Below are 23252 nucleotides of genomic sequence, written 5' to 3'. Positions count from 1 at the left end.
TCTGCCCCCTAGTCCATGAAGCCCTGAAGCTTCAACTCAATGGAACGCGGATTTTCACCTTCGGCGATCGACAGGATCCCTTCCAGCAACATTTCGCGATAACGCGACTGACGCAACGCGATGGACTTGAGCTTGGCGGAGATCGGCAGAAGCACCAGGTTGGCACTCGCTACGCCATAAATAGTGGCGACAAAGGCCACGGCGATACCGCTGCCCAGTTGCGACGGATCGGCCAGGTTGCCCATGACATGGATCAGGCCCATCACCGCACCGATGATGCCGATGGTCGGCGCATAGCCGCCCATGCTTTCGAAAACCTTGGCTGCTTCAACGTCGCGGCTTTCCTGGGTGTAGAAATCCACTTCCAGGATGCTGCGAATGGCTTCCGGCTCAGCGCCGTCCACCAGCAATTGCAGGCCCTTGCGCGAGTAGCTGTCGGGTTCGGCATCGGCCACCCCTTCCAGCCCCAGCAGACCTTCCTTGCGAGCGGTCAGGCTCCAGCTCACCACGCGATCAATACCGCCGGCCAGGTCGACCCGAGGCGGGAACAGAATCCAGATCAGCACCTGCATGGCACGCTTGAAGGCGCTCATGGGCGACTGCAACAGCGCAGCGCCGATGGTGCCACCCAGCACGATCAACGCGGCCGGGCCGTTGGCCAATGCCCCCAGGTGACCGCCTTCCAGGTAATTGCCGCCAATGATGGCGACAAATGCCATGACGATGCCGATCAGGCTGAGTACATCCATTACAGGCACGCCTCGACCAGGTGTCTACCGATGTCGTCCAACCCGTACACCGCGTCGGCGAGGTCCGCCTTCACGATGGCCATCGGCATGCCGTAGATCACGCAACTGGCTTCGTCCTGGGCCCAGATCGCACTGCCGCCCTGCTTGAGCAGACGTGCGCCTTCGCGACCGTCGGCGCCCATGCCAGTGAGTACCACCGCCAGAACTTTGTCGCCGTAGGACTTGGCCGCAGAACCGAACGTGATGTCCACGCAAGGTTTGTAGTTCAAACGCTCATCGCCCGGCAGGATTTTCACCGCGCCACGGCCATCGATCATCATTTGCTTGCCACCCGGCGCCAACAGCGCAAGGCCCGGACGCAGGATGTCGCCATCCTCGGCTTCCTTGACGCTGATGTTGCACAGCTTGTCCAAGCGCTCGGCGAAGGCCTTGGTGAAGGCCGCGGGCATATGCTGGATCAGCACGATGGGAGCAGGGAAATTGGCCGGCAACTGGGTCAGGACCCGTTGCAGCGCCACCGGACCACCCGTGGACGTACCAATGGCCACCAGCTTGTAGGCTTTGCGCTTGGGTGCCGGCGACGACGCACTGACTGGCGCCGGGCGAGCTGGAGCACTGCGCACCGGTGCCGGATTGAAGCTGCTCGACGATGAAGCCGGTGCTGGCGTGGGGCTTGGCGCGGCAACAGGTGCCGGCGCGCTGTAGGCACCGACACGCCGGTTGCTGCGGGAAATACTGTGGACCTTCTCGCACAGCAACTGCCGAACCTTGTCGGGGTTGCGCGAGATGTCTTCGAAGTTTTTCGGCAGGAAATCCACCGCCCCGGCGTCCAGCGCATCGAGGGTAACCCGGGCGCCTTCATGGGTCAGGGACGAGAACATCAAAACGGGGGTCGGGCAGCGCTGCATGATATGCCGCACGGCCGTGATGCCATCCATCATTGGCATCTCATAGTCCATGGTGATCACGTCTGGCTTGAGTGCCAGCGCCTGATCGATTGCCTCTTTGCCGTTGGTCGCCGTACCGACGACTTGAATACTCGAGTCCGCCGAAAGAATTTCCGAGACGCGGCGGCGGAAAAACCCCGAATCGTCCACCACCAGGACTTTAACTACCATAAACACTCCGTTAGACGAGGCGCGGCTCCGGGCCACGCCCCTCCAGAATCAAATACGCCGTGCGGCGTAACGCTTGAGCATGCTTGGCACATCGAGAATCAGCGCGATGCGGCCGTCGCCGGTGATGGTGGCGCCGGACATACCCGGGGTGCCCTGGAGCATCTTGCCCAGCGGCTTGATGACCACTTCTTCCTGGCCCACAAGCTGGTCGACGACGAAGCCGATCCGCTGGGTGCCCACCGAAAGGATCACCACATGGCCTTCGCCCTGCTCCACATGAGCCGCAGAGCTGACCAGCCAGCGCTTGAGGTAGAACAGCGGCAGTGCCTTGTCCCGTACGATCACCACTTCCTGGCCGTCCACCACGTTGGTGCGCGACAGGTCGAGGTGGAAGATCTCGTTGACGTTGACCAGCGGGAAGGCGAACGCCTGGTTGCCCAGCATCACCATCAGGGTCGGCATGATCGCCAGGGTCAACGGGACCTTGATGACGATCTTCGAGCCCTGGCCCTTGGTCGAGTAAATGTTGATCGAACCGTTGAGCTGGGAAATCTTGGTTTTCACCACGTCCATGCCGACGCCACGGCCCGACACGTCGGAAATCTCGGTCTTGGTCGAGAAGCCCGGGGCGAAGATCAGGTTGTAGCACTCGGTGTCGCTCAGGCGGTCGGCGGCATCCTTGTCCATCACACCGCGTTTCACCGCGATGGAACGCAGCACATTCGGGTCCATGCCTTTGCCGTCATCGGAGATCGACAGCAGGATGTGGTCGCCCTCCTGCTCGGCGGCCAGCACGACCTTACCGCTACGGACCTTGCCCGATTCTTCACGTTCTTGCGGCGACTCGATACCGTGGTCGACCGCGTTGCGCACCAAGTGGACCAGCGGGTCGGCCAGAGCCTCGACAAGGTTCTTGTCCAGGTCGGTCTCTTCGCCCATCAGTTCCAGGTTGATTTCTTTCTTGAGCTGGCGAGCCAGGTCACGAACCAGACGCGGGAAGCGCCCGAAGACTTTCTTGATCGGCTGCATGCGGGTCTTCATGACCGCCGTCTGCAGATCGGCCGTAACCACGTCGAGGTTCGACACGGCCTTGGACATGGCTTCGTCCTGGCTGTTGAGGCCCAAGCGCACCAGACGGTTACGCACCAGCACCAGTTCGCCGACCATGTTCATGATCTCGTCCAGGCGTGCGGTGTCGACTCGAACGGTGGTCTCGGCTTCGCTGGCCGGTTTTTCGGCGGGCGCGGCAGCCGGTGCACGGGCTGGCGCCGGGGCAGCCGCTGCGGCAGGCTTGGGTGTCTCGGCTTTCGGTTCCGGTGCCTTGGCAGCGGGTTTAGGCGCAGCTTTGGCCGCCGGCGCAGCGGCCGTTGCGGCAGCAGGAACAGCAGAAGCTGTACCGACTTCGCTGAACTTGCCCTTGCCGTGCAGTTCGTCGAGCAGCGATTCGAATTCGTGGTCGCTGATCAGGTCGCCGCCAGCCGCAGCAGCTGCTGCTGCAGGCTTGGCCGGAGCCGCTGCGGAAACCGTGGCCGGTTCCAGCGCGTCAACGGCAAAGGTGCCCTTGCCGTGCAACTGATCGAGCAAGGCTTCGAATTCATCGTCGGTGATGTCAGAGCTGTCGCCCGCCGCTTTCGCGGCAACCGGGGTCGCCTCAGGGACGACGGCATCAGGAGCGAACTGGCCCTTGCCGTGGAGTTGATCAAGCAGCGACTCAAACTCGTCGTCGGTGATTTCATCGCTGGCAGCGGCATTGCCCGCCGGTGCGGCCGGTGCAGCGGTCGCCGCCGGAGCCTGGGCTTGGGCCTTGACGGCGTTCAGCGAGTCCAGCAATTGTTCAAATTCGTTATCGGTAATGTCGCCCGCTTCCTCGGCGACCGGCTCCTCGACTACATGTTCGGCAACGGGCGCAACCTCGTCGGCCGATTGCGGCTCGGCCAGGCGCGCCAGTGCGGCGAGCAGCTCAGGCGTAGCCGCCGTGACCGGCGAGCGCTCGCGCACTTCGCTGAACATGCTGTTGACCGCATCGAGCGCTTCGAGCACTACGTCCATCAATTCCGAGTCAACGCGACGCTCACCCTTGCGCAGGATGTCGAACACGTTTTCGGCAATGTGGCAGCACTCCACCAGCTCGTTGAGCTGGAGGAAGCCGGCGCCTCCTTTTACAGTGTGGAAACCGCGAAAAATTGCATTGAGCAGATCCGCATCATCAGGTCGGCTTTCCAGCTCGACCAGTTGCTCGGACAGTTGCTCTAGAATCTCGCCGGCCTCAACCAGGAAATCCTGAAGGATCTCTTCATCGGCGCCGAAGCTCATTAATGGCTGCTCCTAAAACAGGGCTAAAACTCAGAATCCAAGGCTGGACAGCAAATCGTCCACATCGTCCTGACCGGACATAACGTCTTCTCTTTTATCGGCATGAATTTGCGGACCTTCACCCTGAGAGAGATGTTTTTGTGGATCTTTTTCAGCAAGCATCGCTTCACGGTCGTGTTCGATGCCTGCAAAGCGGTCAACCTGGCTGGCCATCAACACCAGTTTGAGCAGATTGCTTTCTACTTCGGTGACCAATTGGGTCACGCGCTTGATCACCTGGCCGGTCAGGTCTTGATAGTCCTGAGCCAGCAGAATGTCGTTGAGGTTGCTTGCCACCGCGCGGTTTTCAGTGCTGCTGCGCGTCAGGAAACCGTCGACCCGACGGGCCAGCTCCCGAAACTCTTCAGCGCCGACTTCGCGCCGCATGAACCGGCCCCAGTCGGTGCTCAAGGCCTGGGCTTCGTCACTCAGGCCATTGACCAGAGGCGTGGCGCTTTCCACCAGGTCCATGGTGCGGTTGGCCGCAGCCTCGGTCAGCTTGACCACATAGCCCAGACGCTCAGTGGCGTCGGTGATCTGTGAGACTTCCTCAGCCTGCGGCATATGCGGGTCGATCTGGAAATTGACAATCGCGCTGTGCAATTCACGCGTGAGCTTGCCCACTTCCTGATACAGACCGCGGTCACGGGTCTGGTTGAGCTCATGGATCATTTGAACCGCATCGCCAAAGCGGCCTTTTTCAAGGCTGTCGACCAGTTCGCGGGCATGTTTTTTCAGGGTCGATTCAAAATCACCCATTGAAGATTCGTTATCCATAGCTCCCCCGTGGCGCCGTTAACCGATGCGTTCGAAGATTTTTTCGATCTTCTCTTTCAACGCCTGGGCCGTGAAGGGTTTGACCACATAGCCGTTCACACCGGCTTGAGCCGCTTCGATGATCTGCTCGCGCTTGGCTTCAGCAGTCACCATCAGCACCGGAAGGTGCTTGAGTTTTTCGTCGGCGCGCACATGGCGCAGCAAGTCGATACCGGTCATGCCAGGCATGTTCCAGTCTGTCACCAGAAAGTCGATGCTCCCGCTGTTGAGAACCGGAATGGCAGTGGTGCCATCGTCGGCCTCAACCGTGTTGGTGAACCCAAGGTCACGCAACAGGTTTTTTATGATCCGCCTCATCGTTGAGAAGTCATCAACGATGAGGATTTTCATGTTCTTGTCCAATTCGACCTCCAAACAGTCTTAAACGCGCCCAGCACCTGAACACGCCATTTCAATCAATCCGGCACAACACTCGACAACGGCCTGGAGCACCCGGATGGAGACTGGCGCAGTGCATGCCAGGCCAATCTCGTTCGCAGTGTCCCCACACTGCCTGTCAGCGCGCTCGCCACTCCCCCAAACGCCCCCGCAAACGGGCCGCGCACTGGCTGTGTAACTGACTGACCCGCGATTCGCTGACCCCCAGGACCTCACCGATTTCCTTGAGGTTCAGCTCTTCGTCGTAGTACAGCGCCAAGACCAGTCGCTCACGCTCCGGCAAATTGGCAATCGCCTCCGCCAGCGCGCTTTGGAAACGTTCATCTTCCAAGTCGCGCGACGGCTCCATGTAAGCACTCGCGCCGTCCTCATGCAGCCCTTCGTGTTCGCCGTCCTGCAGCAGGTCGTCGAAACTGAACAGGCGACTGCCCAAGGTATCGTTCAAAATCCCGTAATAATCATCGAGACTCAATTGGAGTTCGGCCGCAACCTCGTGATCTTTAGCGTCACGCCCGGTTTTAGCTTCAATAGAGCGGATTGCATCACTGACCATCCGGGTATTGCGGTGCACCGAACGCGGCGCCCAATCGCCCTTGCGGACCTCATCGAGCATCGCCCCGCGAATGCGAATACCGGCATACGTTTCGAAACTGGCACCCTTGCTCGCGTCGTATTTGTTCGACACTTCGAGCAAACCGATCATGCCCGCCTGGATCAAGTCCTCGACCTGGACACTGGCCGGCAACCGCGCCAGCAAGTGATAGGCAATACGCTTGACCAGCGGTGCGTAACGCTCGATCAGTTCGTATTGAGCGTCCCGTGCTGATTTTTTATAGAGATGGTTGTAACCGCTGGCTGTCATAGCACGGGCCCTGCTGTTTGTTGCACAAGACGCTCGACGAAAAACTCCAGATGCCCGCGCGGGTTGGCCGGCAGTGGCCAGGTATCGACCTTCTGGGCGATTGCCTTGAACGCCAGCGCGCATTTGGAACGAGGAAAGGCTTCATAAACGGCACGTTGCTTCTGGACTGCCTTGCGTACGCTTTCGTCGTAGGGCACTGCGCCGACGTATTGTAGGGCGACGTCCAGGAAGCGATCCGTGACCTTCGTCAACTTGGCGAACAGGTTGCGTCCTTCCTGCGGGCTCTGGGCCATGTTGGCCAGGACGCGGAAGCGGTTCATGCCGTAGTCGCGGTTCAGTAATTTTATCAGGGCATAGGCGTCGGTGATGGACGTCGGTTCGTCGCAGACCACCAGCAGCACTTCCTGGGCTGCGCGGACGAAACTGACCACCGAGTCGCCGATACCGGCAGCGGTATCGATCACCAGCACATCGAGGTTGTCACCGATGTCGCTGAATGCCTGAATCAGGCCCGCGTGCTGGGCCGGGGTCAGATGAACCATGCTCTGGGTGCCGGAGGCAGCCGGCACGATGCGAATCCCGCCGGGCCCCTGCAGCAGCACGTCGCGTAGTTCGCAGCGGCCTTCGATCACGTCCGCCAGCGTGCGTTTGGGTGTGAGCCCCAGTAACACGTCGACGTTCGCCAGGCCCAGGTCGGCGTCCAGAAGCATGACCCGTCGGCCAAGCTCTGCCAGAGCCAGGGACAAGTTCACTGACACGTTAGTCTTCCCGACGCCACCTTTGCCGCCGGTCACCGCGATCACCTGTACGGGATGCATGCTGCCCATGTTCGTTTTTTACCTTGTCTTACTTAGACGGAGGCCACATTACTGGCTGCGCGTTCACATACGGAACAATGCATGGCAGACCATCGATGTAGGTACAAAAAATATTCATGATTACCTCAGCCGACCTGCTTGGTCGGACTGTGGTAGATATCAGCGAACATATCAGCCATGGCTTCTTCGCTGGGTTCTTCCTGCATTTGCACACTTACGGCACGACTGACCAATTGATGACGGCGCGGCAGATGTAAATCATCCGGGATCCGCGGCCCGTCAGTCAGGTAGGCGATCGGCAGTTCATGACCGATCGCCAGGCTCAACACCTCGCCCAGGCTTGCCGTTTCGTCCAGCTTAGTCAGGATACAACCGGCCAGCCCGCAGCGTTTGTAGCTGTGGTAGGCGGCGGTTAGAACCTGTTTCTGGCTGGTGGTTGCCAACACGAGATAATTTTTTGACCGGATACCGCGCCCGGCCAGGCTTTCGAGCTGCAGACGCAAGGCCGGATCGCTGGCTTGCAGGCCGGCGGTATCGATCAGCACGACGCGCTTGCGCAGCAATGGCTCCAGCGCCTGGGCCAGGGACTGGCCCGGATCCACGTGGGTCACCGACACATTGAGGATCCGACCCAGGGTCTTGAGTTGCTCCTGGGCGCCGATGCGGTAACTGTCCATGCTCACCAGCGCAATGCTCTGGGCGCCATACTTGAGTACATAACGGGCAGCGAGCTTGGCCAGGGTGGTGGTCTTGCCCATGCCGGCAGGGCCGACCATGGCAATCACCCCGCCCTCTTCCAGCGGCTCGACTTCCGGTGTAGCGATCATTCGCGCCAGGTGCGCCAGCAACATGCGCCAGGCCTGACGAGGCTCTTCGATACCGTTGATCAGCGCCAACAGGTCCCGGGACAACGGGCCGGACAGACCGATGCGTTGCAGGCGACGCCACAGATTGGCCTGGGCCGGACGGCTGCCTTGCAGCTGGTTCCAGGCCAGGGAGCCGAGCTGAACTTCCATCAGTTCACGCAGGCTATTGAGTTCGAAGCGCATCGAGTCCAGGGCACGCGAGTCGACACCCTTGGCTGGCGCTGCCTGCGCCGGTGCCGGACGACGCGGCTCGGCCTGGGCCTGCTCGATCAGCGGTTCGGCAGCGGTCAAGGGCAGGCCGGCGGTCAGTGGCTGACCGGCGAACAATTGACGATTGCTGCCCGCGACAGCCTCGCCTTCGGTGCTGCGCAGGCTCAATTCGGCCTGGGCGCTGGCGATGCGGGACTGGGTCTTGCGCAGCTCATCCTCGAGCTCCATGTTGGGAACCCGCGGGGCCAGCGCCGATAATTTGTAATCCAGAGCCGCCGTCAGCTCGACACCGCCGGCGATCCGACGGTTACCGATAATGGCGGCTTCAGCGCCCAGCTCGTCACGAACCAGCTTCATGGCCTGACGCATATCGGCGGCGAAAAAACGCTTCACTTGCATAAACCACTACCTCAGCCGTTGGGCCCTACTGTCGCAACGATGGTCACTTGCTTGTTGTCCGGTATTTCCTGGTACGCCAGCACATGCAGCCCCGGGACCGCGAGGCGTCCGAATCGCGAGAGCATCGCGCGAACCGGACCGGCCACCAGCAGGATCACCGGTTGGCCTTGCATCTCTTGCCGCTGGGCTGCTTCGATCAACGAACGCTGCAGCTTCTCGGCCATGCTTGGCTCCAGCAGAACACCCTCTTCCGAGCCTTGTCCTGCCTTCTGCAGACTATTGAGCAATATCTGTTCCAACCTGGGCTCCAGAGTGATCACAGGCAGCTCAGCCTCAGTGCCTACAATGCTTTGGACGATTGCGCGGGATACGCCGACCCGCACCGCGGCCACCAGGGCGGCGGTATCTTGACTCTTGGAAGCGTTGTTGGCTATGGCCTCGGCAATACTGCGAATATCGCGCACCGGCACTTGTTCAGCCAACAGCGCCTGCAACACCTTGAGCAACTGCGACAGCGAAACCACACCTGGCACCAACTCTTCGGCCAGCTTCGGCGAGCCTTTGGCCAGTACTTGCAGGAGTTGCTGGACTTCTTCGTGGCCAATCAGCTCGCTGGAGTGCTTGTACAGAATCTGGTTCAAGTGGGTCGCCACCACGGTACTGGCGTCCACCACGGTGTAGCCGAGGGACTGGGCCTGGGCCCGCTGGCTGATTTCGATCCACACCGCTTCCAGGCCGAAAGCCGGATCCTTGGCGGTGATGCCGTTGAGCGAGCCATAGACCTGCCCCGGGTTGATCGCCAGCTCGCGGTCCGGGTAGATCTCGGCTTCAGCCAGGATCACGCCCATCAGCGTCAGGCGATAGGCGCTGGGCGCCAGGTCGAGGTTGTCACGAATATGCACGGTGGGCATCAGGAAACCCAGGTCCTGGGACAGCTTCTTGCGCACGCCTTTAATTCGCGCCAGCAACTGGCCACCCTGGTTGCGGTCGACCAATGGAATCAGGCGATAACCGACTTCCAGGCCAATCATGTCGATGGGCGTCACGTCGTCCCAACCCAGTTCCTTGGTTTCCATGGCCCGGGCCGGCGATGGCAGCATTTCCTGCTGACGCTTGACCTCTTGCAGCGCCTGGACTTGCTGCACGCTCTGCTTCTTCCAGAACAGGTAGGCACCACCCGCCGCCAGGGCCGCCATGCTCAGGAACGAGAAGTGTGGCATCCCGGGCACCAGGCCCATCACCGCCATCAGGCCGGCGGCCACGGCCAGAGCCTTGGGCGAGGCGAACATTTGCCGGCCGATCTGCTTGCCCATGTCTTCGGAGCCCGAAGCGCGGGTCACCATGATCGCGGCGGCTGTGGATAACAACAGTGATGGCAATTGCGCCACCAAACCGTCACCGATGGTCAACAGGGCGTAAACCTTGCCGGCGTCGCCGAAGGACATGCCGTGCTGGAAGATACCGACGGCCATGCCGCCGATCAGGTTGATGAACAGAATCAGCAGGCCGGCGACGGCGTCACCGCGCACAAACTTACTGGCACCGTCCATGGAACCGTAGAACTCGGCTTCCTGGGCCACTTCCAGACGACGCAGCTTGGCCTGGCTCTGGTCGATCAGACCGGCGTTGAGGTCGGCGTCGATCGCCATTTGCTTGCCGGGCATCGCATCGAGGGTGAAACGCGCGCTCACCTCGGAAATCCGCCCGGCACCCTTGGTCACCACGACGAAGTTGATGATCATCAAAATGGCGAAGACCACGATACCGACCACGTAGTTACCGCCGATCACCACTTCACCGAAGGCCTGGATCACCTTACCGGCGGCCGCGTGTCCATCCTGGCCGTGGAGCATCACCACGCGGGTCGACGCCACGTTCAGCGCCAGGCGCATCAGCGTCGCCACCAGCAGAATGGTCGGGAAGACGGCGAAATCCAGCGGCCGCAGGGCATACACACACACCAGCAGCACCACGATGGACAACGCGATGTTGAACGTGAAGAACACGTCCAGCAGGAACGGCGGCACCGGCAGCATCATCATGGCGAGCATGACCAGCAGCAACAGCGGCACGCCCAGATTACCCCGGCTGAGGTCTACGACATTGCTGCGCGCGGTGCTGAATAACTGAGAGCGATCCACCAATAATCCCCGTTCCTGTGAAGCAAACTTTTGACGCCCGGAACGGGCGCAAACGGGGTATTGCAAGAAGCCTTCCAACTTTTGTCAGCGGCTGAAATAGAAGGTTTCTGTGGGGCGGGCTTGCTTGCACAGGATAGGTGATCTTCGTGGCGAGGGAGCTTGCTCCCGCTCGGTTGCGCAGCAACCGCCAAAGAGCAGGGGCCGCTACGCGGCCCAGCGGGAGCAAGCTCCCTCGCCACAGAGGTTTGGATTGGCCTGCACTGCCAATGCAACCATCAGGAATCGCGCCGCAAATCCGGCGGAATCGGCAGATCCTTGAGAGGCTCGGGGCGCTTGCCCTTGCCAGTGCGGTGCTGTCGGATCTGGTAGACATAGGCCAGCACCTGGGCCACGGCCAAGTACAGGCCACCGGGGATTTCGTGGTCGAGTTCAGTGGAGTAGTAAATCGACCGCGCCAGGGCCGGAGACTCGAGCAGCATCACTTCATTGGCCACGGCGATCTCACGGATCTTCAACGCCAGGAAATCGCTGCCCTTGGCCAGCAACACCGGCGCGTTGCCTTTTTCAGGATCGTACTTGAGCGCCACGGCGTAGTGGGTCGGGTTGGTGATGACCACGTCGGCGTCGGGGATCGCCGCCATCATTCGCCGCTGAGACACCTCGTGTTGCAACTGGCGAATCCGTTGCTTGACCTCCGGCTTGCCCTCCGAATCCTTGTGCTCGTCGCGCACTTCCTGCTTGGTCATCATCAGCTTCTGCTTGCTCTGATACAGCTGGATCGGCACGTCGATGACGGCGATCAGAATCAGGCCGCAGGCCATCCACAACGCACTCCAGCCCACCAGCTGCACGCTGTGGATAATAGCCTGCTCCAGCGGCTCGTGGGCAATGCGCAGCAGATCGTCGATGTCGGACTGCAGCACCGCCAACGCTACTGACAGGATCATCAGGAATTTTCCAAAGGCCTTGAGCAGCTCCATCAGCGCCGAGGTAGAAAACATGCGCTTGAGGCCAGAGGCCGGATTCATCCGACTGAATTTGGGGGCCAGGCTCCCACCAGCGAACAGCCAGCCACCCAGGGAAATCGGACCGACAAAAGCGGCAAACAGCAAGAACATCAGAATCGGCTGTACCGCCACAATCGCGATCTTGCCCGAGTGCAGCAGGTACTGCGTCATGGAGCCCGGCGTGAGCAGCACTTCGCGGGGCAGGGAAAAATTCAGACGCATGATTTCCAGCAGGTCCAAGGCGAGCCCACCGCCGTAAATCAGCAGACCGCCCGCCCCGGCCAGCATCACCGCCAGGGTGTTGAGCTCCTTGGAGCGCGCGATCTCACCCTTCTCCCGGGACTCACGCCTGCGCTTGTCCGTGGGGTCTTCTGTCTTGTCTTGACCACTCTCGCTTTCGGCCATGGTTCAGCGTGCCTGTGCCATGTCGCGCAGCAACTGCAAGGCCTGGGTGGCCAGCGGCTGATACTGGTTGAGAATATCCCCCAGGCTGACCCAGAAAATCACCATGCCCAGCACAAGGGTCAGCGGGAAACCGATGGAGAAAATGTTCAGCTGCGGCGCCGCCCGGGTCATCACGCCAAACGCGATGTTGACGATAAGCAGCGCGGTGATCGCGGGTAATACCAGCACCATCGCCGCCCCCAGCACCCAACCGAGCTTGCCGGCGATCTCCCAGAAATGATTGATCAGCATGGCACTGCCCACCGGCAACGTGGTAAAGCTTTCAGTCAACACTTCAAATACCACCAGATGCCCGTTCATGCCCAGAAACAGCAAGGTCACGAGCATCGTCAGGAACTGCCCGATCACCGCCGTCGTCACGCCGTTGGTAGGGTCGACCATGGACGCGAAGGCCATGCCCATCTGGATCGAGATGATTTGCCCGGCGACCACGAACGCCTGGAAAAACAGCTGCAGCGAGAAGCCCATCAAGGTGCCAATAAGGATCTGCTCGGCCACCAGCATCAACGCGCTGAGGTCCAGCGCGTGGATTGGCGGCATCGGCGGCAGCCCTGGCGCGATGACCACCGTGATCGCCAGGGCGAAATACATACGCACGCGGCGCGGCACCAGGGTCGTGCCGAAGACCGGCATGCTCATCAACACCGCGGTGACGCGAAACAGTGGCAGGACGAACGATGCCACCCAGGAACTGATCTGGGTGTCCGTCAGCGCGAGCAAGGACATCAGGTCAGCCGATCAACTGCGGAATACTGCCGTACAAATGCAGGATGTATTCCATGAAGGTTTGTACCATCCAGGGACCGGCGACGATCAGCGTCACCAGCATTACCAGAAGGCGCGGCAGGAAGCTCAGGGTCTGTTCGTTGATCTGGGTCGCGGCCTGGAACATCGCCACCAGCAGCCCCACCAACAGACTGGGAATCACCAGCACCGCGACCATCATGGTCGTCAGCCAGAGCGCTTCGCGGAACAGGTCTACCGCCACTTCAGGAGTCATATCGCCCTACCTGCAAAAGGTCTAAACACCGCCGAAACTGCTCGCCAGGGTGCCGATAATCAACGCCCAGCCATCCACCAGCACGAACAACATGATTTTGAACGGCAGGGAAATGATCAGCGGCGACAGCATCATCATACCCATGGCCATCAGCACGCTGGCGACCACCAGGTCGATGATCAGGAACGGGATGAAAATCATGAAACCGATCTGGAACGCGGTTTTCAGCTCGGACGTCACGAACGCTGGCACCAGGATGGTCAAGGGTGCCTGATCAGGACTGGCGATGTCGGTGCGCTTGGACAGGCGCATGAACAGCTCCAGGTCGCTGCTGCGGGTCTGGGCCAGCATGAAATCCTTGATCGGCACTTCGGCCTTGGCCACGGCATCCTGAGCGCTGAGTTTTTCCGCCAGGTAAGGTTGCAGCGCATCCTGGTTCACCCGATCGAACACCGGAGCCATGATAAACATGGTCAAGAACAGCGCCATACCGGTGAGAATCTGGTTCGACGGCGTCTGTTGCAGGCCCAGGGCTTGGCGCAGGATCGAAAAGACGATGATGATCCGGGTAAAACTGGTCATCAGCATGACGAACGCCGGGATGAAGCTCAGCGCCGTCATGATCAGCAGAATCTGCAGGCTGACCGAGTACTCCTGAACCCCTTGGGCATTGGTACCCAGCGTGATGGCTGGGATCGACAGCGGGTCGGCGGCGAACGCCAACGGCGCGGCCAGCAGCAGGGCCAGCGCCAACAGAATGCGCAACGGCATTACTTTTTATCCTTCTGATCTTTACCCAGCAACTCCATGAGCCGCTGAGCAAATTCGGGGGCGGCCTGCTCGGTGGGAGACACCTGCACCGGCTCCTTGAGCACATGCAGCGCAGTAATGGAGCCTGGGCTCAGGCCCAGCAAAATCTGCTCGTTGCCGACCTGCACCAGCACCAGCCGGTCCCGCGGGCCGAGCGCACGGGACCCGACGATGTCGATCACCTGCCCCTTGCCGACCGGCCCCGCCTGCTGCACACGCCGCAACAGCCAGGCGAGGAAGAAGATCAACCCCAGCACCAGCAGCAGGCCGAGCACCAGTTGCGCCAATTGCCCGGCCACGCCACTGCCAACCGCCGGCGCGACGGTCGCAGTGGCCACCGGTTCGGCCGCCAGTACGCTGAACGGCAGCATCAAGGCTGCTGCGAAGAGACCTTTCACTCAGCGCAGCTTCTTGATGCGTTCGCTCGGGCTGATCACGTCCGTCAGGCGAATGCCGAACTTCTCGTTGACCACCACCACTTCGCCATGGGCGATCAGTGTGCCGTTGACCAGCACGTCCAGCGGCTCGCCAGCCAGGCGGTCCAGCTCGATCACCGAGCCCTGGTTGAGCTGCAGCAGGTTGCGGATGTTGATGTCGGTGCTGCCCACTTCCATGGAAATCGACACCGGGATGTCGAGGATCACGTCGAGGTTCGGTCCGTCCAACGTCACTTGTTCGTTACTTCTGGGCACGCTGCCAAACTCTTCCATCGGCAGGCGGTTGGAAGCGTGAGCGCCGGTATCGGCCGCCAGCAAGGCGTCGATGTCGGCCTGCCCGGCGTCGCCGGTTTCTTCCAGGGCCGCAGCCCATTCGTCGGCCAGCGCCTGGTCATCCTGGGTATTCATATCGTCAGCCATCATTTGTCCTCGGCGGGCAAAAATCAGTTAAAAACGTAAGGGTTCGACACCGCTCAGCGGCGTCCGATTGGCTCGATCACCTGCAACGCCAGGTTGCCCTTGTGAGAGCCCATCTTGACCTTGAAGGCCGGTACGCCATTAGCGCGCATGATCATGCTTTCAGGCATTTCGACGGGGATGATGTCCCCCGGCTGCATGTGCAGGATGTCCCGCAGGCGCAGTTGACGCCGGGCGACCGTTGCGCCGATCGGCACATCGACATCCAGTACGTCCTGGCGCAGAGCGCCGATCCAGCGCTCGTCCTGGTCGTCGAGGTCCGACTGGAAACCGGCGTCGAGCATTTCGCGCACCGGCTCGATCATCGAGTACGGCATGGTCACGTGCAGGTCGCCGCCGCCGCCGTCGAGTTCGATGTGGAAGGTCGAGACCACAATGGCTTCGCTCGGGCCGACGATGTTGGCCATGGCCGGGTTCACTTCCGAGTTGATGTACTCGAAGTTCACTTCCATGATCGCCTGCCAGGCCTCCTTCAGATCGATGAAGGCCTGCTCCAGCACCATGCGCACCACCCGCAGCTCGGTCGGGGTGAACTCACGCCCTTCGATCTTGGCGTGACGGCCGTCGCCGCCGAAGAAATTATCCACCAGCTTGAACACCAGTTTGGCGTCGAGGATGAACAACGCCGTGCCGCGCAACGGTTTGATCTTCACCAGGTTGAGGCTGGTGGGCACGTACAGAGAGTGCACGTATTCACCGAATTTCATCACCTGCACACCACCGACCGCCACGTCGGCCGAACGACGCAGCATGTTGAACATGCTGATGCGGGTGTATCGGGCGAAACGCTCGTTGATCATCTCCAGGGTCGGCATCCGTCCGCGAACGATGCGATCCTGGCTGGTCAGGTCGTAGCTTTTGACGCTGCCCGGTTCAGCAGCGTTTTCGGTTTGCACCAGGCCGTCGTCGACACCATGCAACAGCGCGTCGATTTCGTCCTGGGACAACAGGTCCTGCACGGCCATGTCGTGTTCCTACTGCAATACGAAGTTAGTGAAGAGCAACTGTTCGATCACCACTTTGCCGAGCTCTTTCTGAGCGACTTCCTGCACGCTGGCCGTGGCTTTCTGACGCAGCATTTCCTGGCCGACGGGTGTGGCCAGCGTGTCGAAATTCTGTCCGGAAAACAGCATCACCAGGTTATTGCGGATCAGCGGCATGTGCATTCGCAGCGCTTCCAGGTCGGCCTGGTTGCGCCCCACCAAGGTAATGCTGACCTGCATGTAGCGTTGACGACCGTTTTGGGTGTAGTTAGCCACGAAGGCTGGCGCCATGGGCTCGAAAATCGCCGGCTGCTTGCCCACCGGCGCGACTTCGGCCGCCACCGCAGGCTTGCTTTGAGCACTGTGCATGAAATACCAGGTCGCCCCCACGGACACACCGATCGCCAGGAGCACACCCACCACGATCATGATGATCAGCTTGAGCTTGCCTTTGGTTGCAGGGTCTTTTACAGGGTCTTTTACAGCTGCCTCTTCACTCTTCGCCATGCCAATAATCCGTCACTAATCGGGGTTTTCACTGTTGCATGACAAGGCAGGAGCAAGTGTTATGCCAGAAGTGGCGGGAGGGAGGGCGATGGTGAGTGATCGGGCGAACGCCAATCAATGTGGGAGCGGGCTTGCTCGCGAATGCGGTGTGACAGCCAACATAAGTGTTTAATGTTACATCGCATTCGCGAGCAAGCCCGCTCCCACAAGGTTTGTGCTGTGTCTGATCAGGCGTAGTAGTCGACCGCGCTCGAGCCGATCACACTGACGGTATTGGCCGCCACTTCAGCGATGCTGGCCGGCAGGTTTTCATCTGCCGAATCCACACGCCCACCACCGGACGTCATACGGCCGGCCTGGGCCTGCTGCTGCGCTTGCTGATTCTGGTCCTGCGAGCCGCGAGACTGATCGGACACGCTGACGTCGACCTGGCCCATGCCCTGCTGGGTAAAACCGTCCCGCAGACGCTGCATCTGGCCTTCGAGGGCTTCGCGAACGCCGGAATGGGCGCTCATGAACGTGATCTGAGTCTGCTGATCAGGAACCATGCTCACTCGAATATCCAGGCGCCCGAGCTCGGCGGGTTGCAACTGGATGTCGGCCGCCTTGAGATTGGCGCTGGACAGGTACATCACCCGGTTGACCACCTCTTCGGTCCAACCACTCTGATTCATCGCGATAGGCTGGTTGACCGGCATCGCGTTGGCGGTTTTTGGCGTGGCGGCCTGGGTGAGCGCTGCCAGACGGTTGGCGAAATCATCCACGCGGGTATCGCTGGTAGCGGCGGTCAGATCCTTGAGACCTTCACTGATCAAGCCGCTGAACGCCTTGTCACCGCCCTGGCTGCCAGAGTCGGTACTGTTCTGATCGGCTTGAACGGTGAGCATGCTCGCCATGCCCGCAGCGAAGGTCTGAGCCGAAGTCGGCTCACCGTCGAGCGATGCCGCAGCGGCGGTTTTGGACTGCGCCTGGCTGGAAGCGGAAACATGACCGCCCTGCTCCATCGCCAGCCGCAAGGCCGGCAATGCATCGAGTGGATCGGCCTGCGGGTCAAATTCCGGATCGACCGCGGGGACCGCAGCCTGGGCCGGCGTGGTCAGCGGGACAACCGGAGCCAACACCGCAGCGGTGACTGGCGCCTCAGTCGTGACGACGACAGGCGCAGGTTCAGGCTCCGCGGTAACGACCGGCACAACCATGCCAGGCAGCACTGTCGGATCAACAGGGGCAGCCTCCGCTACCGGGGTTTGAGCCGTGTCGGCGCTGTCGTCACTGGCTGTCTTGTCGTCGGCAGTGTCCGGCTTGTCGGCGGGCAAGGGTTTGCCGCTATCGGCAACCGTCGGTTCCCGGGCGGCAGCGGTGTCGTCGCTGACGTCCTTTTTGACGGTGTTGTCAGAAGTCTTGTCGCGTACCGATTTCACCGCTGGCTCAGGAGCCGCCGACGACTTGAGGGGCGCCTGCCGGGCAAAGACCTGCGCGAAGTTGGAGGCTTTATCCCCGCGTTCCGGGGCCGCTGCCGGTGAATTGACGGCGGCTTGGGGCTTGGCCTGAGGCTTTGCCTGGGCAGCGGCCTGAAGCAGTGTATTGGAGGTAACGGGCATATTAAAGTCTCCGCTGCACTGGAATCATAGGTGCAGTCGAGACAAGCAATGCAAGGGGCGAGCCAACGTCTGCACGACGGTCAAACTTCAGCAGTGGAAGCCTTCGCGCTCTTCCCTGCAAAGATTTCGAACATGGGCAAATTCGTTGTCGATTTCGCTGACCAGCTTCTCGATGCCGCCCAACGACGGTTGTTTGGCACGCTGCTCCAGCTCACCACACAGCTCGGCCAGGCGGATGGCGCCCATATTGCTGCTGCTGCCTTTGAAGCTGTGGGCCGTGGCGCTCAGTTTTTCAGCGTCCCGGGCCTCATGCAATACACGCAGGCGTGCTTCGGAATCGTTGAGAAATGTATCCAGCAACTCCAGATACCCTTCCTCCATGACTTCTTTCAATGTGCTAAGCACATCGCGGTCCAGATGAATTTCACTCACTTGTTCGCTCCCTGATCAAGAATGGCGCCGATTATGCCAGAGCCTCCCAAAAAAACTCCACGCGGACACTACGACCATCGTCGGACCAGTTGGCCTGATGGCTCAACTGACGAACCAGACTCACGCCGCGCCCCGACAGCCGATCACTCTCCAGCGGCTGTGACAGTACCCGAGCGACATCGAAGCCCTGGCCGCTGTCTTCGACTTCGATGACCAGGCGACCACCGTCGCCGTGGGGCGTGACGTGCAAATGCACCCGCACGTGACCGGCACTCAGTTCATCCAGGCGTGCGCTGCGCTGCGTGTAGTACCGGGCAAAACCCGACGCATCGCGCTTGATGCTCGAATCGAGCCCCAGCACCCCGTGCTCCAGGGCATTGGAGTAGAGCTCCGAGAGCACGCTGTAAAGCGCGCCACTCTGAGCTCTGAGCCCATGAACCTCAAGCAGCAACTGCATCAGGTACGGCATCGGGTTGAACCGCTTGAGGGTCTGCGCCCGAAACTCGAAGCTCACCGACCAGTCCAGCGGGCTGGACTGGCCGCTATCGGAATAGACCGGCGGTGGCGGGTTGAGTTGCGTCGGCGCGACCAACCGCACCTCGACCATGCTGAAGTCGTCCCGAGCCTCGCCGCGAAAGTCCCGCAGGGCCTGCTGAATGTCCTCGAAAAGAAGGTCGGGTTCACGGTTTGCCGCGAACACCTGTTGCAACCGCGCCACGCCGAACAGTTGTTCATTGTCGTCACTGGTGTCGATCACGCCATCGGACAACAGGAACACCCGGTCGCCCAGCGCCATGGGGTGCACTTCGGTGCGGTCATCGAATAACTGAGGCGTAAGCACGCCCAACGGCAGGTGCCGCGCCGGCAATGGCGTGCGCACGCCGCTGAGGCTGTCATGCAGGTAACCATCGGGCATGCCACCGTTCCAGACCTCCACCGTGCAGCGCTGGAAGCTCAGGCATAACAGGGTCGCGCAACAGAACATGTCTACCGGCAGGATGCGTTTGAGCTTGGCATTCATCTCCCGCAGGATCTGCGCCAGGCCGTAGCCTTTGGCGGTCATCCCGTAGAACACTTCCGCCAGCGGCATCGCGCCGACCGCCGCCGGCAAACCATGCCCGGTGAAATCCCCCAGCAGGACATGCATGTCGCCGGCCGGGTTGAACGCAGCCAGCAGCAGATCACCATTGAACAAGGCATAAGGCGATTGCAGGTAACGGATGTTCGGCGCACTCAGGCAGCCGGAATGGGCGATCTTGTCGAACACGGCCTTGGCGACCCGCTGCTCGTTAAGCAGGTAGTGATGGTGCCGGGCGATCTGGTCGCGCTGCTCCACGACCGTGGCTTGCAACCGACGCAAGCGGTCCATGGCCTTGATCTTGGCGGCCAGGATCACCTGGTTATAGGGCTTGGCCAGAAAGTCGTCACCACCGGCTTCCAGGCAACGGGCCAGCGCTTCGCTTTCGGTCAACGAGGTGAGAAAAATGATCGGGACCAGCTGGTCCCCAGCCAATTGCTTGATCTTTTGCGCCGCCTCGAAGCCATCCATCACCGGCATCATCGCGTCCATCAACACCAGATGCGGACGCTGTTCCAGATAGACCTCGACCGCCTCGGCACCATCGGCCGCGGTGAGCACATGATGACCCTGACGGCGAACGATGGTCGACAACAGCAGTCGGTCAGCGGCACTGTCTTCGGCAATCAGGACCGTCAGCGGCTCCGATGACGATTGCATGGCGATCAACTGATATCGAACAGTTTGTCGAAGTTGGAGATCGCGAGGATTTTCTTGACGTCACTGTTGCTGTTGACGACACGGATATCCGACTCGTCGCCACCGGCATGATCGCGTAACAGCAAGAGCATGCCCAAGGCAGAACTGTCGAGATAAGTAGCGTCTTTGAGATCCACCACAATGGACTCGGGCTTCGTGTTGAGCCTTTCATAAGACTCACGAAACTCCTGATGCCGCCCGAAATCGAATCGACCCTTGATCGAAATCGTCAGCTTTTGCCCATCGGGGGATACTTCTGTTTCAACTGACATGTTCGGCTTCCTTGTCATGGACATACGTGTACAAGGTGTAGCATCTGGTAGAGGTCTGAGCAAGGTTCGAGATCATTCATCCGACAAAACTCCGGGTTTCATAATTAATATGGATCCTGACGCGGCAGACGCTGGGACAGTTCATCCAGCAGTTTTTGCTCGCGCTTGTCCTCCAATCGCCGTGCCTCGTCGATATAACGCTGCACCAGTTTGCGCAGCCCTTCGACCCGGGCGAAGGCTTCCTGCCAACTCTGGCGGGCCTTCTCCAGATTGTTCTGGTGCCAGATCAAGCTCTGGCGCTGCTGGTCGATAGCGGTGCCCAACTGCGCCAGAAACCCTTGGTAACCCAGCAGCCACTGTCCGGAAACACCATGGCTGCCACGGGCGATCCACTGTTCCTGATATTCGAGGCGAAAGTTTTCCAGGTCCGCCAGTTTACTTTCGGCGACGACCACCTGGCCCCGAAAATACGTCAGCCGCTGGATGGCGGCTTTCTCGGCTTTTTCCGCCATGTCCACCACCGGCGCCAGGCGCGCCGCACGACTCGTGGCCATGACCGGTTACCCGCCGGCAATCGGGGTAAAGATGCTCTGCAGGTGCGCCTCGCTGGCGCCCATGCCGATGTTGTCGTTCAGGCTCTGGCGCAGATAAACGGCCATTGCCGGATAAAGGTTGATGGCGGTATCGGTCTCGCGGTCACCGCCGGGCACGTAGGCGCCGACGCTGATCAGGTCACGGCTTTGCTGATAGCGCGACCAGTATTGCTTGAACTGTTGAGCACGTTTCATGTGCTCGGCACTGACAACCGACGGCATGACCCGGCTGATGGACGCCTCGATGTCGATGGCCGGGTAATGACCTTCTTCAGCCAGGCGCCGAGACAGCACGATGTGACCGTCGAGCACGCCCCGTGCCGAGTCGGCGATGGGGTCTTGCTGGTCGTCACCTTCGGACAGCACGGTATAGAACGCGGTGATCGAACCTCCGCCCTTTTCCGCATTACCGGCGCGCTCCACCAGTTTGGGCAGTTTGGCAAACACCGAGGGCGGATAACCCTTGGTGGCCGGCGGCTCGCCAATGGCCAGGGCGATTTCCCGCTGGGCCTGGGCGAAACGGGTCAGTGAATCCATCAGCAACAGGACGTTCTTGCCCTTGTCACGGAAATACTCGGCAATGCGCGTGCAATACATGGCAGCCCGCAGGCGCATCAGCGGTGCGTCGTCCGCCGGCGAAGCCACTACAACCGAACGCTTGAGCCCTTCTTCGCCGAGGATGTGCTCGATGAATTCCTTCACCTCGCGGCCCCGCTCGCCGATCAGCCCTACCACGATGATGTCGGCCTCGGTGAAGCGGGTCATCATGCCCAGCAGCACACTCTTGCCCACCCCGGTACCGGCGAACAGGCCAAGACGCTGCCCGCGCCCAACCGTCAATAAACCGTTGATGCAGCGAATGCCCACGTCCAGCGGTACGCTGATGGGGTCGCGGTTAAGAGGGTTGATCGTCGGGCCGTCCATCGGCACCCAATCTTCGGCCTTCATGCCGCCCTTGCCGTCCAGGGCACGCCCGGCGCCGTCAAGCACTCGCCCGAGCATCGCCATGCCCATGGGCAGCCGACCGGTGTCGGCCAGGGGCACTACCCGTGCGCCAGGCGCGATGCCGGCCACGCTGCCCACCGGCATCAAAAATACTTTGCTGCCGGAAAAGCCCATCACTTCAGCTTCGACCTGCACCGGGTGATAGCTGTCGTCGTTGATCACCATGCAGCGACTGCCCATGGCGGCACGCAGGCCTTCGGCTTCAAGGGTCAGGCCGACCATGCGCAGCAGACGCCCCTCCAGGACCGGCTGGCCGGCCAGTTCGGTAACCTCGGCGTAGCTGCCCAGGCGCTTGCCGAAGCTGGTTCGCTCAAGGCGCATCGCGGCCGTCCAATTTAGACGTATTCAATGGCGAGAGATCCGGCTCCGCGCCGTCCGGATCAATACTGGCCGCAACCTTGGGCTCGTCCGGCAATTCCAGGCTCAAATCAGCGGCTGTCGGGTGCATGGCGTGATCGTGCAGTTGGTCGAACAGCTTGGCCATGATCTGGCTGATGCGGGTTTCGACTGTTGCATCGATGCGGCTGTGCTCGGTTTCCACACGGCAACCGCCCGGCAGCAACGATTCATCTTCCACGATGCGCCAGGTTTCCTCATGGCGCTCGCGCAGGGCTTTGACCAGTTCGAAATCCTGGGGATTGATGTACAGCCGCACGTTGCCGACACCCAGCGGCAATAGCTTGAGGGCTTCGCGCATGACGTGTTCGATCTGGCTCGAATCGATGGCCAGTTCACGCTGGATCACTTGCCGGGCGACGTGTTGCACCAACCCGACCAGGGACTTTTCGATCTGGGTATCCTGCTCGGCGATGGGATCGAACAGGTTGAGCATCAGCGACTCCAACGCCCGCAGCTTGGCCGTCAGCGCCACGTCGGCTTCCTGACGGACCTTGAGCGTAGTGCTGTGGAAGCCTTCCTTCTCGCCAATGGCGAAGCCTTCGTTGTAGGCCTCCTGGCGAATGCTCTCGACTTCTTCGAGGGTCAGCGGCTGGACTTCCTCCAGCGGCACTTCCTCCATTTCCGGCAGCGCTTCAACAGCCGCAGGCTCAGGCACCGGCACGTGGGGGTCGAAGCTGGGCAGCGACCAGATGTCGAAACCGCCGACATCCCGGGCGCGGATCAGGTCGCTGGGCGAATCATCACTCTTGGCAGACAT

The 23252-nt window shown here is 60.8% G+C and carries 24 protein-coding genes; all 24 read right to left on the bottom strand.

The window, feature by feature from the left end; translation table 11 throughout:
* Positions 1–8: 8 nt before the first annotated feature.
* The 24 genes from ACA047_RS08940 to fliH all read right to left on the bottom strand — a co-directional run bounded on the left by ACA047_RS08940 (position 9) and on the right by fliH (position 23252).
* A complete protein-coding gene (locus tag ACA047_RS08940) occupies positions 9–749 on the bottom strand; it encodes a flagellar motor protein (protein WP_497358525.1) in 741 nt (246 codons plus the stop codon).
* A complete protein-coding gene (locus tag ACA047_RS08935) occupies positions 749–1867 on the bottom strand; it encodes a protein-glutamate methylesterase/protein-glutamine glutaminase (RefSeq protein WP_497358523.1) in 1119 nt (372 codons plus the stop codon). The genes ACA047_RS08940 and ACA047_RS08935 overlap by 1 nt, the downstream gene beginning before the upstream one ends.
* 48 nt (positions 1868–1915) lie before the next feature.
* Positions 1916–4180, bottom strand: coding sequence for a chemotaxis protein CheA (locus ACA047_RS08930; RefSeq protein WP_497358521.1), 2265 nt, complete (start codon positions 4178–4180; stop codon positions 1916–1918).
* Positions 4181–4210: 30 nt separating this feature from the next.
* Positions 4211–4996 (bottom strand): protein phosphatase CheZ, encoded by a 786-nt coding sequence (locus tag ACA047_RS08925; protein ID WP_497358519.1) that lies wholly within the window; start codon positions 4994–4996, stop codon positions 4211–4213.
* A gap of 18 nt (positions 4997–5014) precedes the next feature.
* Complete coding sequence (locus ACA047_RS08920) at positions 5015–5386, bottom strand: chemotaxis response regulator CheY (RefSeq protein ID WP_003183998.1); 372 nt, start codon at positions 5384–5386, stop codon at positions 5015–5017.
* 166 nt (positions 5387–5552) lie between these two features.
* On the bottom strand, positions 5553–6296 hold the full coding sequence (fliA, locus tag ACA047_RS08915) for an RNA polymerase sigma factor FliA (RefSeq protein ID WP_497358517.1): 744 nt from the start codon (positions 6294–6296) through the stop codon (positions 5553–5555).
* On the bottom strand, positions 6293–7123 hold the full coding sequence (gene fleN / locus ACA047_RS08910) for a flagellar synthesis regulator FleN (RefSeq protein WP_003184001.1): 831 nt from the start codon (positions 7121–7123) through the stop codon (positions 6293–6295). Before fleN ends, fliA begins: the two co-directional genes overlap by 4 nt.
* Positions 7124–7239: 116 nt before the next feature.
* The gene (gene flhF / locus ACA047_RS08905) at positions 7240–8589 is read right to left on the bottom strand and encodes a flagellar biosynthesis GTPase FlhF (RefSeq protein ID WP_497358515.1); all 1350 of its coding nucleotides are present in this window, start codon (positions 8587–8589) and stop codon (positions 7240–7242) included.
* Between the two features lie 11 nt (positions 8590–8600).
* Complete coding sequence (gene flhA / locus ACA047_RS08900; RefSeq protein ID WP_497358513.1) at positions 8601–10730, bottom strand: flagellar biosynthesis protein FlhA; 2130 nt, start codon at positions 10728–10730, stop codon at positions 8601–8603.
* Between the two features lie 275 nt (positions 10731–11005).
* Complete coding sequence (gene flhB, locus ACA047_RS08895; protein WP_497358511.1) at positions 11006–12142, bottom strand: flagellar biosynthesis protein FlhB; 1137 nt, start codon at positions 12140–12142, stop codon at positions 11006–11008.
* Between the two features lie 3 nt (positions 12143–12145).
* Complete coding sequence (gene fliR / locus ACA047_RS08890; protein ID WP_497358509.1) at positions 12146–12928, bottom strand: flagellar biosynthetic protein FliR; 783 nt, start codon at positions 12926–12928, stop codon at positions 12146–12148.
* Positions 12929–12932: 4 nt separating this feature from the next.
* Positions 12933–13202 (bottom strand): flagellar biosynthesis protein FliQ, encoded by a 270-nt coding sequence (gene fliQ, locus ACA047_RS08885; protein ID WP_497358507.1) that lies wholly within the window; start codon positions 13200–13202, stop codon positions 12933–12935.
* Positions 13203–13223: 21 nt separating this feature from the next.
* On the bottom strand, positions 13224–13973 hold the full coding sequence (fliP, locus tag ACA047_RS08880) for a flagellar type III secretion system pore protein FliP (RefSeq protein WP_497358505.1): 750 nt from the start codon (positions 13971–13973) through the stop codon (positions 13224–13226).
* Entirely contained in the window at positions 13973–14383 is a 411-nt protein-coding gene (gene fliO / locus ACA047_RS08875; protein ID WP_497360271.1) for a flagellar biosynthetic protein FliO, read from the bottom strand. Before fliO ends, fliP begins: the two co-directional genes overlap by 1 nt.
* A gap of 27 nt (positions 14384–14410) precedes the next feature.
* Positions 14411–14869 carry a flagellar motor switch protein FliN gene (fliN, locus tag ACA047_RS08870; protein ID WP_047226255.1) on the bottom strand — a complete coding sequence of 153 codons (459 nt, stop codon included), beginning with the start codon at positions 14867–14869 and terminating at the stop codon, positions 14411–14413.
* Between the two features lie 53 nt (positions 14870–14922).
* The gene (fliM, locus tag ACA047_RS08865) at positions 14923–15891 is read right to left on the bottom strand and encodes a flagellar motor switch protein FliM (protein WP_497358503.1); all 969 of its coding nucleotides are present in this window, start codon (positions 15889–15891) and stop codon (positions 14923–14925) included.
* A 9-nt stretch (positions 15892–15900) separates the two neighbouring features.
* Positions 15901–16416: a flagellar basal body-associated protein FliL gene (fliL, locus tag ACA047_RS08860; RefSeq protein ID WP_497358501.1), complete on the bottom strand. Its 516-nt coding sequence runs from the start codon at positions 16414–16416 to the stop codon at positions 15901–15903.
* 227 nt (positions 16417–16643) lie between these two features.
* On the bottom strand, positions 16644–18017 hold the full coding sequence (locus ACA047_RS08855; RefSeq protein ID WP_497358499.1) for a flagellar hook-length control protein FliK: 1374 nt from the start codon (positions 18015–18017) through the stop codon (positions 16644–16646).
* An 87-nt stretch (positions 18018–18104) separates the two neighbouring features.
* On the bottom strand, positions 18105–18449 hold the full coding sequence (locus ACA047_RS08850; RefSeq protein ID WP_497358497.1) for an Hpt domain-containing protein: 345 nt from the start codon (positions 18447–18449) through the stop codon (positions 18105–18107).
* A gap of 31 nt (positions 18450–18480) precedes the next feature.
* Positions 18481–20187, bottom strand: a complete 1707-nt coding sequence (locus tag ACA047_RS08845) for an ATP-binding SpoIIE family protein phosphatase (protein WP_497358495.1) — start codon at positions 20185–20187, stop codon at positions 18481–18483.
* 5 nt (positions 20188–20192) lie between these two features.
* On the bottom strand, positions 20193–20498 hold the full coding sequence (locus ACA047_RS08840; protein WP_497358493.1) for an STAS domain-containing protein: 306 nt from the start codon (positions 20496–20498) through the stop codon (positions 20193–20195).
* Between the two features lie 104 nt (positions 20499–20602).
* Positions 20603–21052, bottom strand: coding sequence for a flagellar export protein FliJ (gene fliJ, locus ACA047_RS08835; RefSeq protein WP_497358491.1), 450 nt, complete (start codon positions 21050–21052; stop codon positions 20603–20605).
* Positions 21053–21058: 6 nt separating this feature from the next.
* Complete coding sequence (fliI, locus tag ACA047_RS08830; protein WP_497358489.1) at positions 21059–22417, bottom strand: flagellar protein export ATPase FliI; 1359 nt, start codon at positions 22415–22417, stop codon at positions 21059–21061.
* A complete protein-coding gene (gene fliH, locus ACA047_RS08825; protein WP_497358487.1) occupies positions 22407–23252 on the bottom strand; it encodes a flagellar assembly protein FliH in 846 nt (281 codons plus the stop codon). The genes fliI and fliH overlap by 11 nt, the downstream gene beginning before the upstream one ends.

The sequence above is a fragment of the Pseudomonas sp. LBUM1664 genome (assembly GCF_059695895.1).
Note: the sequence above shows the minus strand (reverse complement) of the source record. Positions and strands in the feature narration are given on the sequence as shown.

Bases quoted from the DNA above. Each gene is read 5' to 3' on its own strand.
- ACA047_RS08855 (WP_497358499.1), bottom strand. From the start codon at position 18,017: ATGCCCGTTACCTCCAATACACTGCTTCAGGCCGCTGCCCAGGCAAAG.
- ACA047_RS08940 (WP_497358525.1), bottom strand. From the start codon at position 749: ATGGATGTACTCAGCCTGATCGGCATCGTCATGGCATTTGTCGCCATC.
- fliJ (WP_497358491.1), bottom strand. From the start codon at position 21,052: ATGGCCACGAGTCGTGCGGCGCGCCTGGCGCCGGTGGTGGACATGGCG.
- fliL (WP_497358501.1), bottom strand. From the start codon at position 16,416: ATGGCGAAGAGTGAAGAGGCAGCTGTAAAAGACCCTGTAAAAGACCCT.
- fliR (WP_497358509.1), bottom strand. From the start codon at position 12,928: ATGTCCTTGCTCGCGCTGACGGACACCCAGATCAGTTCCTGGGTGGCA.
- ACA047_RS08935 (WP_497358523.1), bottom strand. From the start codon at position 1,867: ATGGTAGTTAAAGTCCTGGTGGTGGACGATTCGGGGTTTTTCCGCCGC.
- fleN (WP_003184001.1), bottom strand. From the start codon at position 7,123: ATGGGCAGCATGCATCCCGTACAGGTGATCGCGGTGACCGGCGGCAAA.
- fliI (WP_497358489.1), bottom strand. From the start codon at position 22,417: ATGCGCCTTGAGCGAACCAGCTTCGGCAAGCGCCTGGGCAGCTACGCC.
- ACA047_RS08925 (WP_497358519.1), bottom strand. From the start codon at position 4,996: ATGGATAACGAATCTTCAATGGGTGATTTTGAATCGACCCTGAAAAAA.
- flhF (WP_497358515.1), bottom strand. From the start codon at position 8,589: ATGCAAGTGAAGCGTTTTTTCGCCGCCGATATGCGTCAGGCCATGAAG.
- fliM (WP_497358503.1), bottom strand. From the start codon at position 15,891: ATGGCCGTGCAGGACCTGTTGTCCCAGGACGAAATCGACGCGCTGTTG.
- fliQ (WP_497358507.1), bottom strand. From the start codon at position 13,202: ATGACTCCTGAAGTGGCGGTAGACCTGTTCCGCGAAGCGCTCTGGCTG.
- fliH (WP_497358487.1), bottom strand. From the start codon at position 23,252: ATGTCTGCCAAGAGTGATGATTCGCCCAGCGACCTGATCCGCGCCCGG.
- flhB (WP_497358511.1), bottom strand. From the start codon at position 12,142: ATGGCCGAAAGCGAGAGTGGTCAAGACAAGACAGAAGACCCCACGGAC.
- ACA047_RS08845 (WP_497358495.1), bottom strand. From the start codon at position 20,187: ATGCAATCGTCATCGGAGCCGCTGACGGTCCTGATTGCCGAAGACAGT.
- fliN (WP_047226255.1), bottom strand. From the start codon at position 14,869: ATGGCTGACGATATGAATACCCAGGATGACCAGGCGCTGGCCGACGAA.
- fliO (WP_497360271.1), bottom strand. From the start codon at position 14,383: ATGCTGCCGTTCAGCGTACTGGCGGCCGAACCGGTGGCCACTGCGACC.
- ACA047_RS08920 (WP_003183998.1), bottom strand. From the start codon at position 5,386: ATGAAAATCCTCATCGTTGATGACTTCTCAACGATGAGGCGGATCATA.
- ACA047_RS08840 (WP_497358493.1), bottom strand. From the start codon at position 20,498: ATGTCAGTTGAAACAGAAGTATCCCCCGATGGGCAAAAGCTGACGATT.
- ACA047_RS08930 (WP_497358521.1), bottom strand. From the start codon at position 4,180: ATGAGCTTCGGCGCCGATGAAGAGATCCTTCAGGATTTCCTGGTTGAG.
- fliP (WP_497358505.1), bottom strand. From the start codon at position 13,973: ATGCCGTTGCGCATTCTGTTGGCGCTGGCCCTGCTGCTGGCCGCGCCG.
- fliA (WP_497358517.1), bottom strand. From the start codon at position 6,296: ATGACAGCCAGCGGTTACAACCATCTCTATAAAAAATCAGCACGGGAC.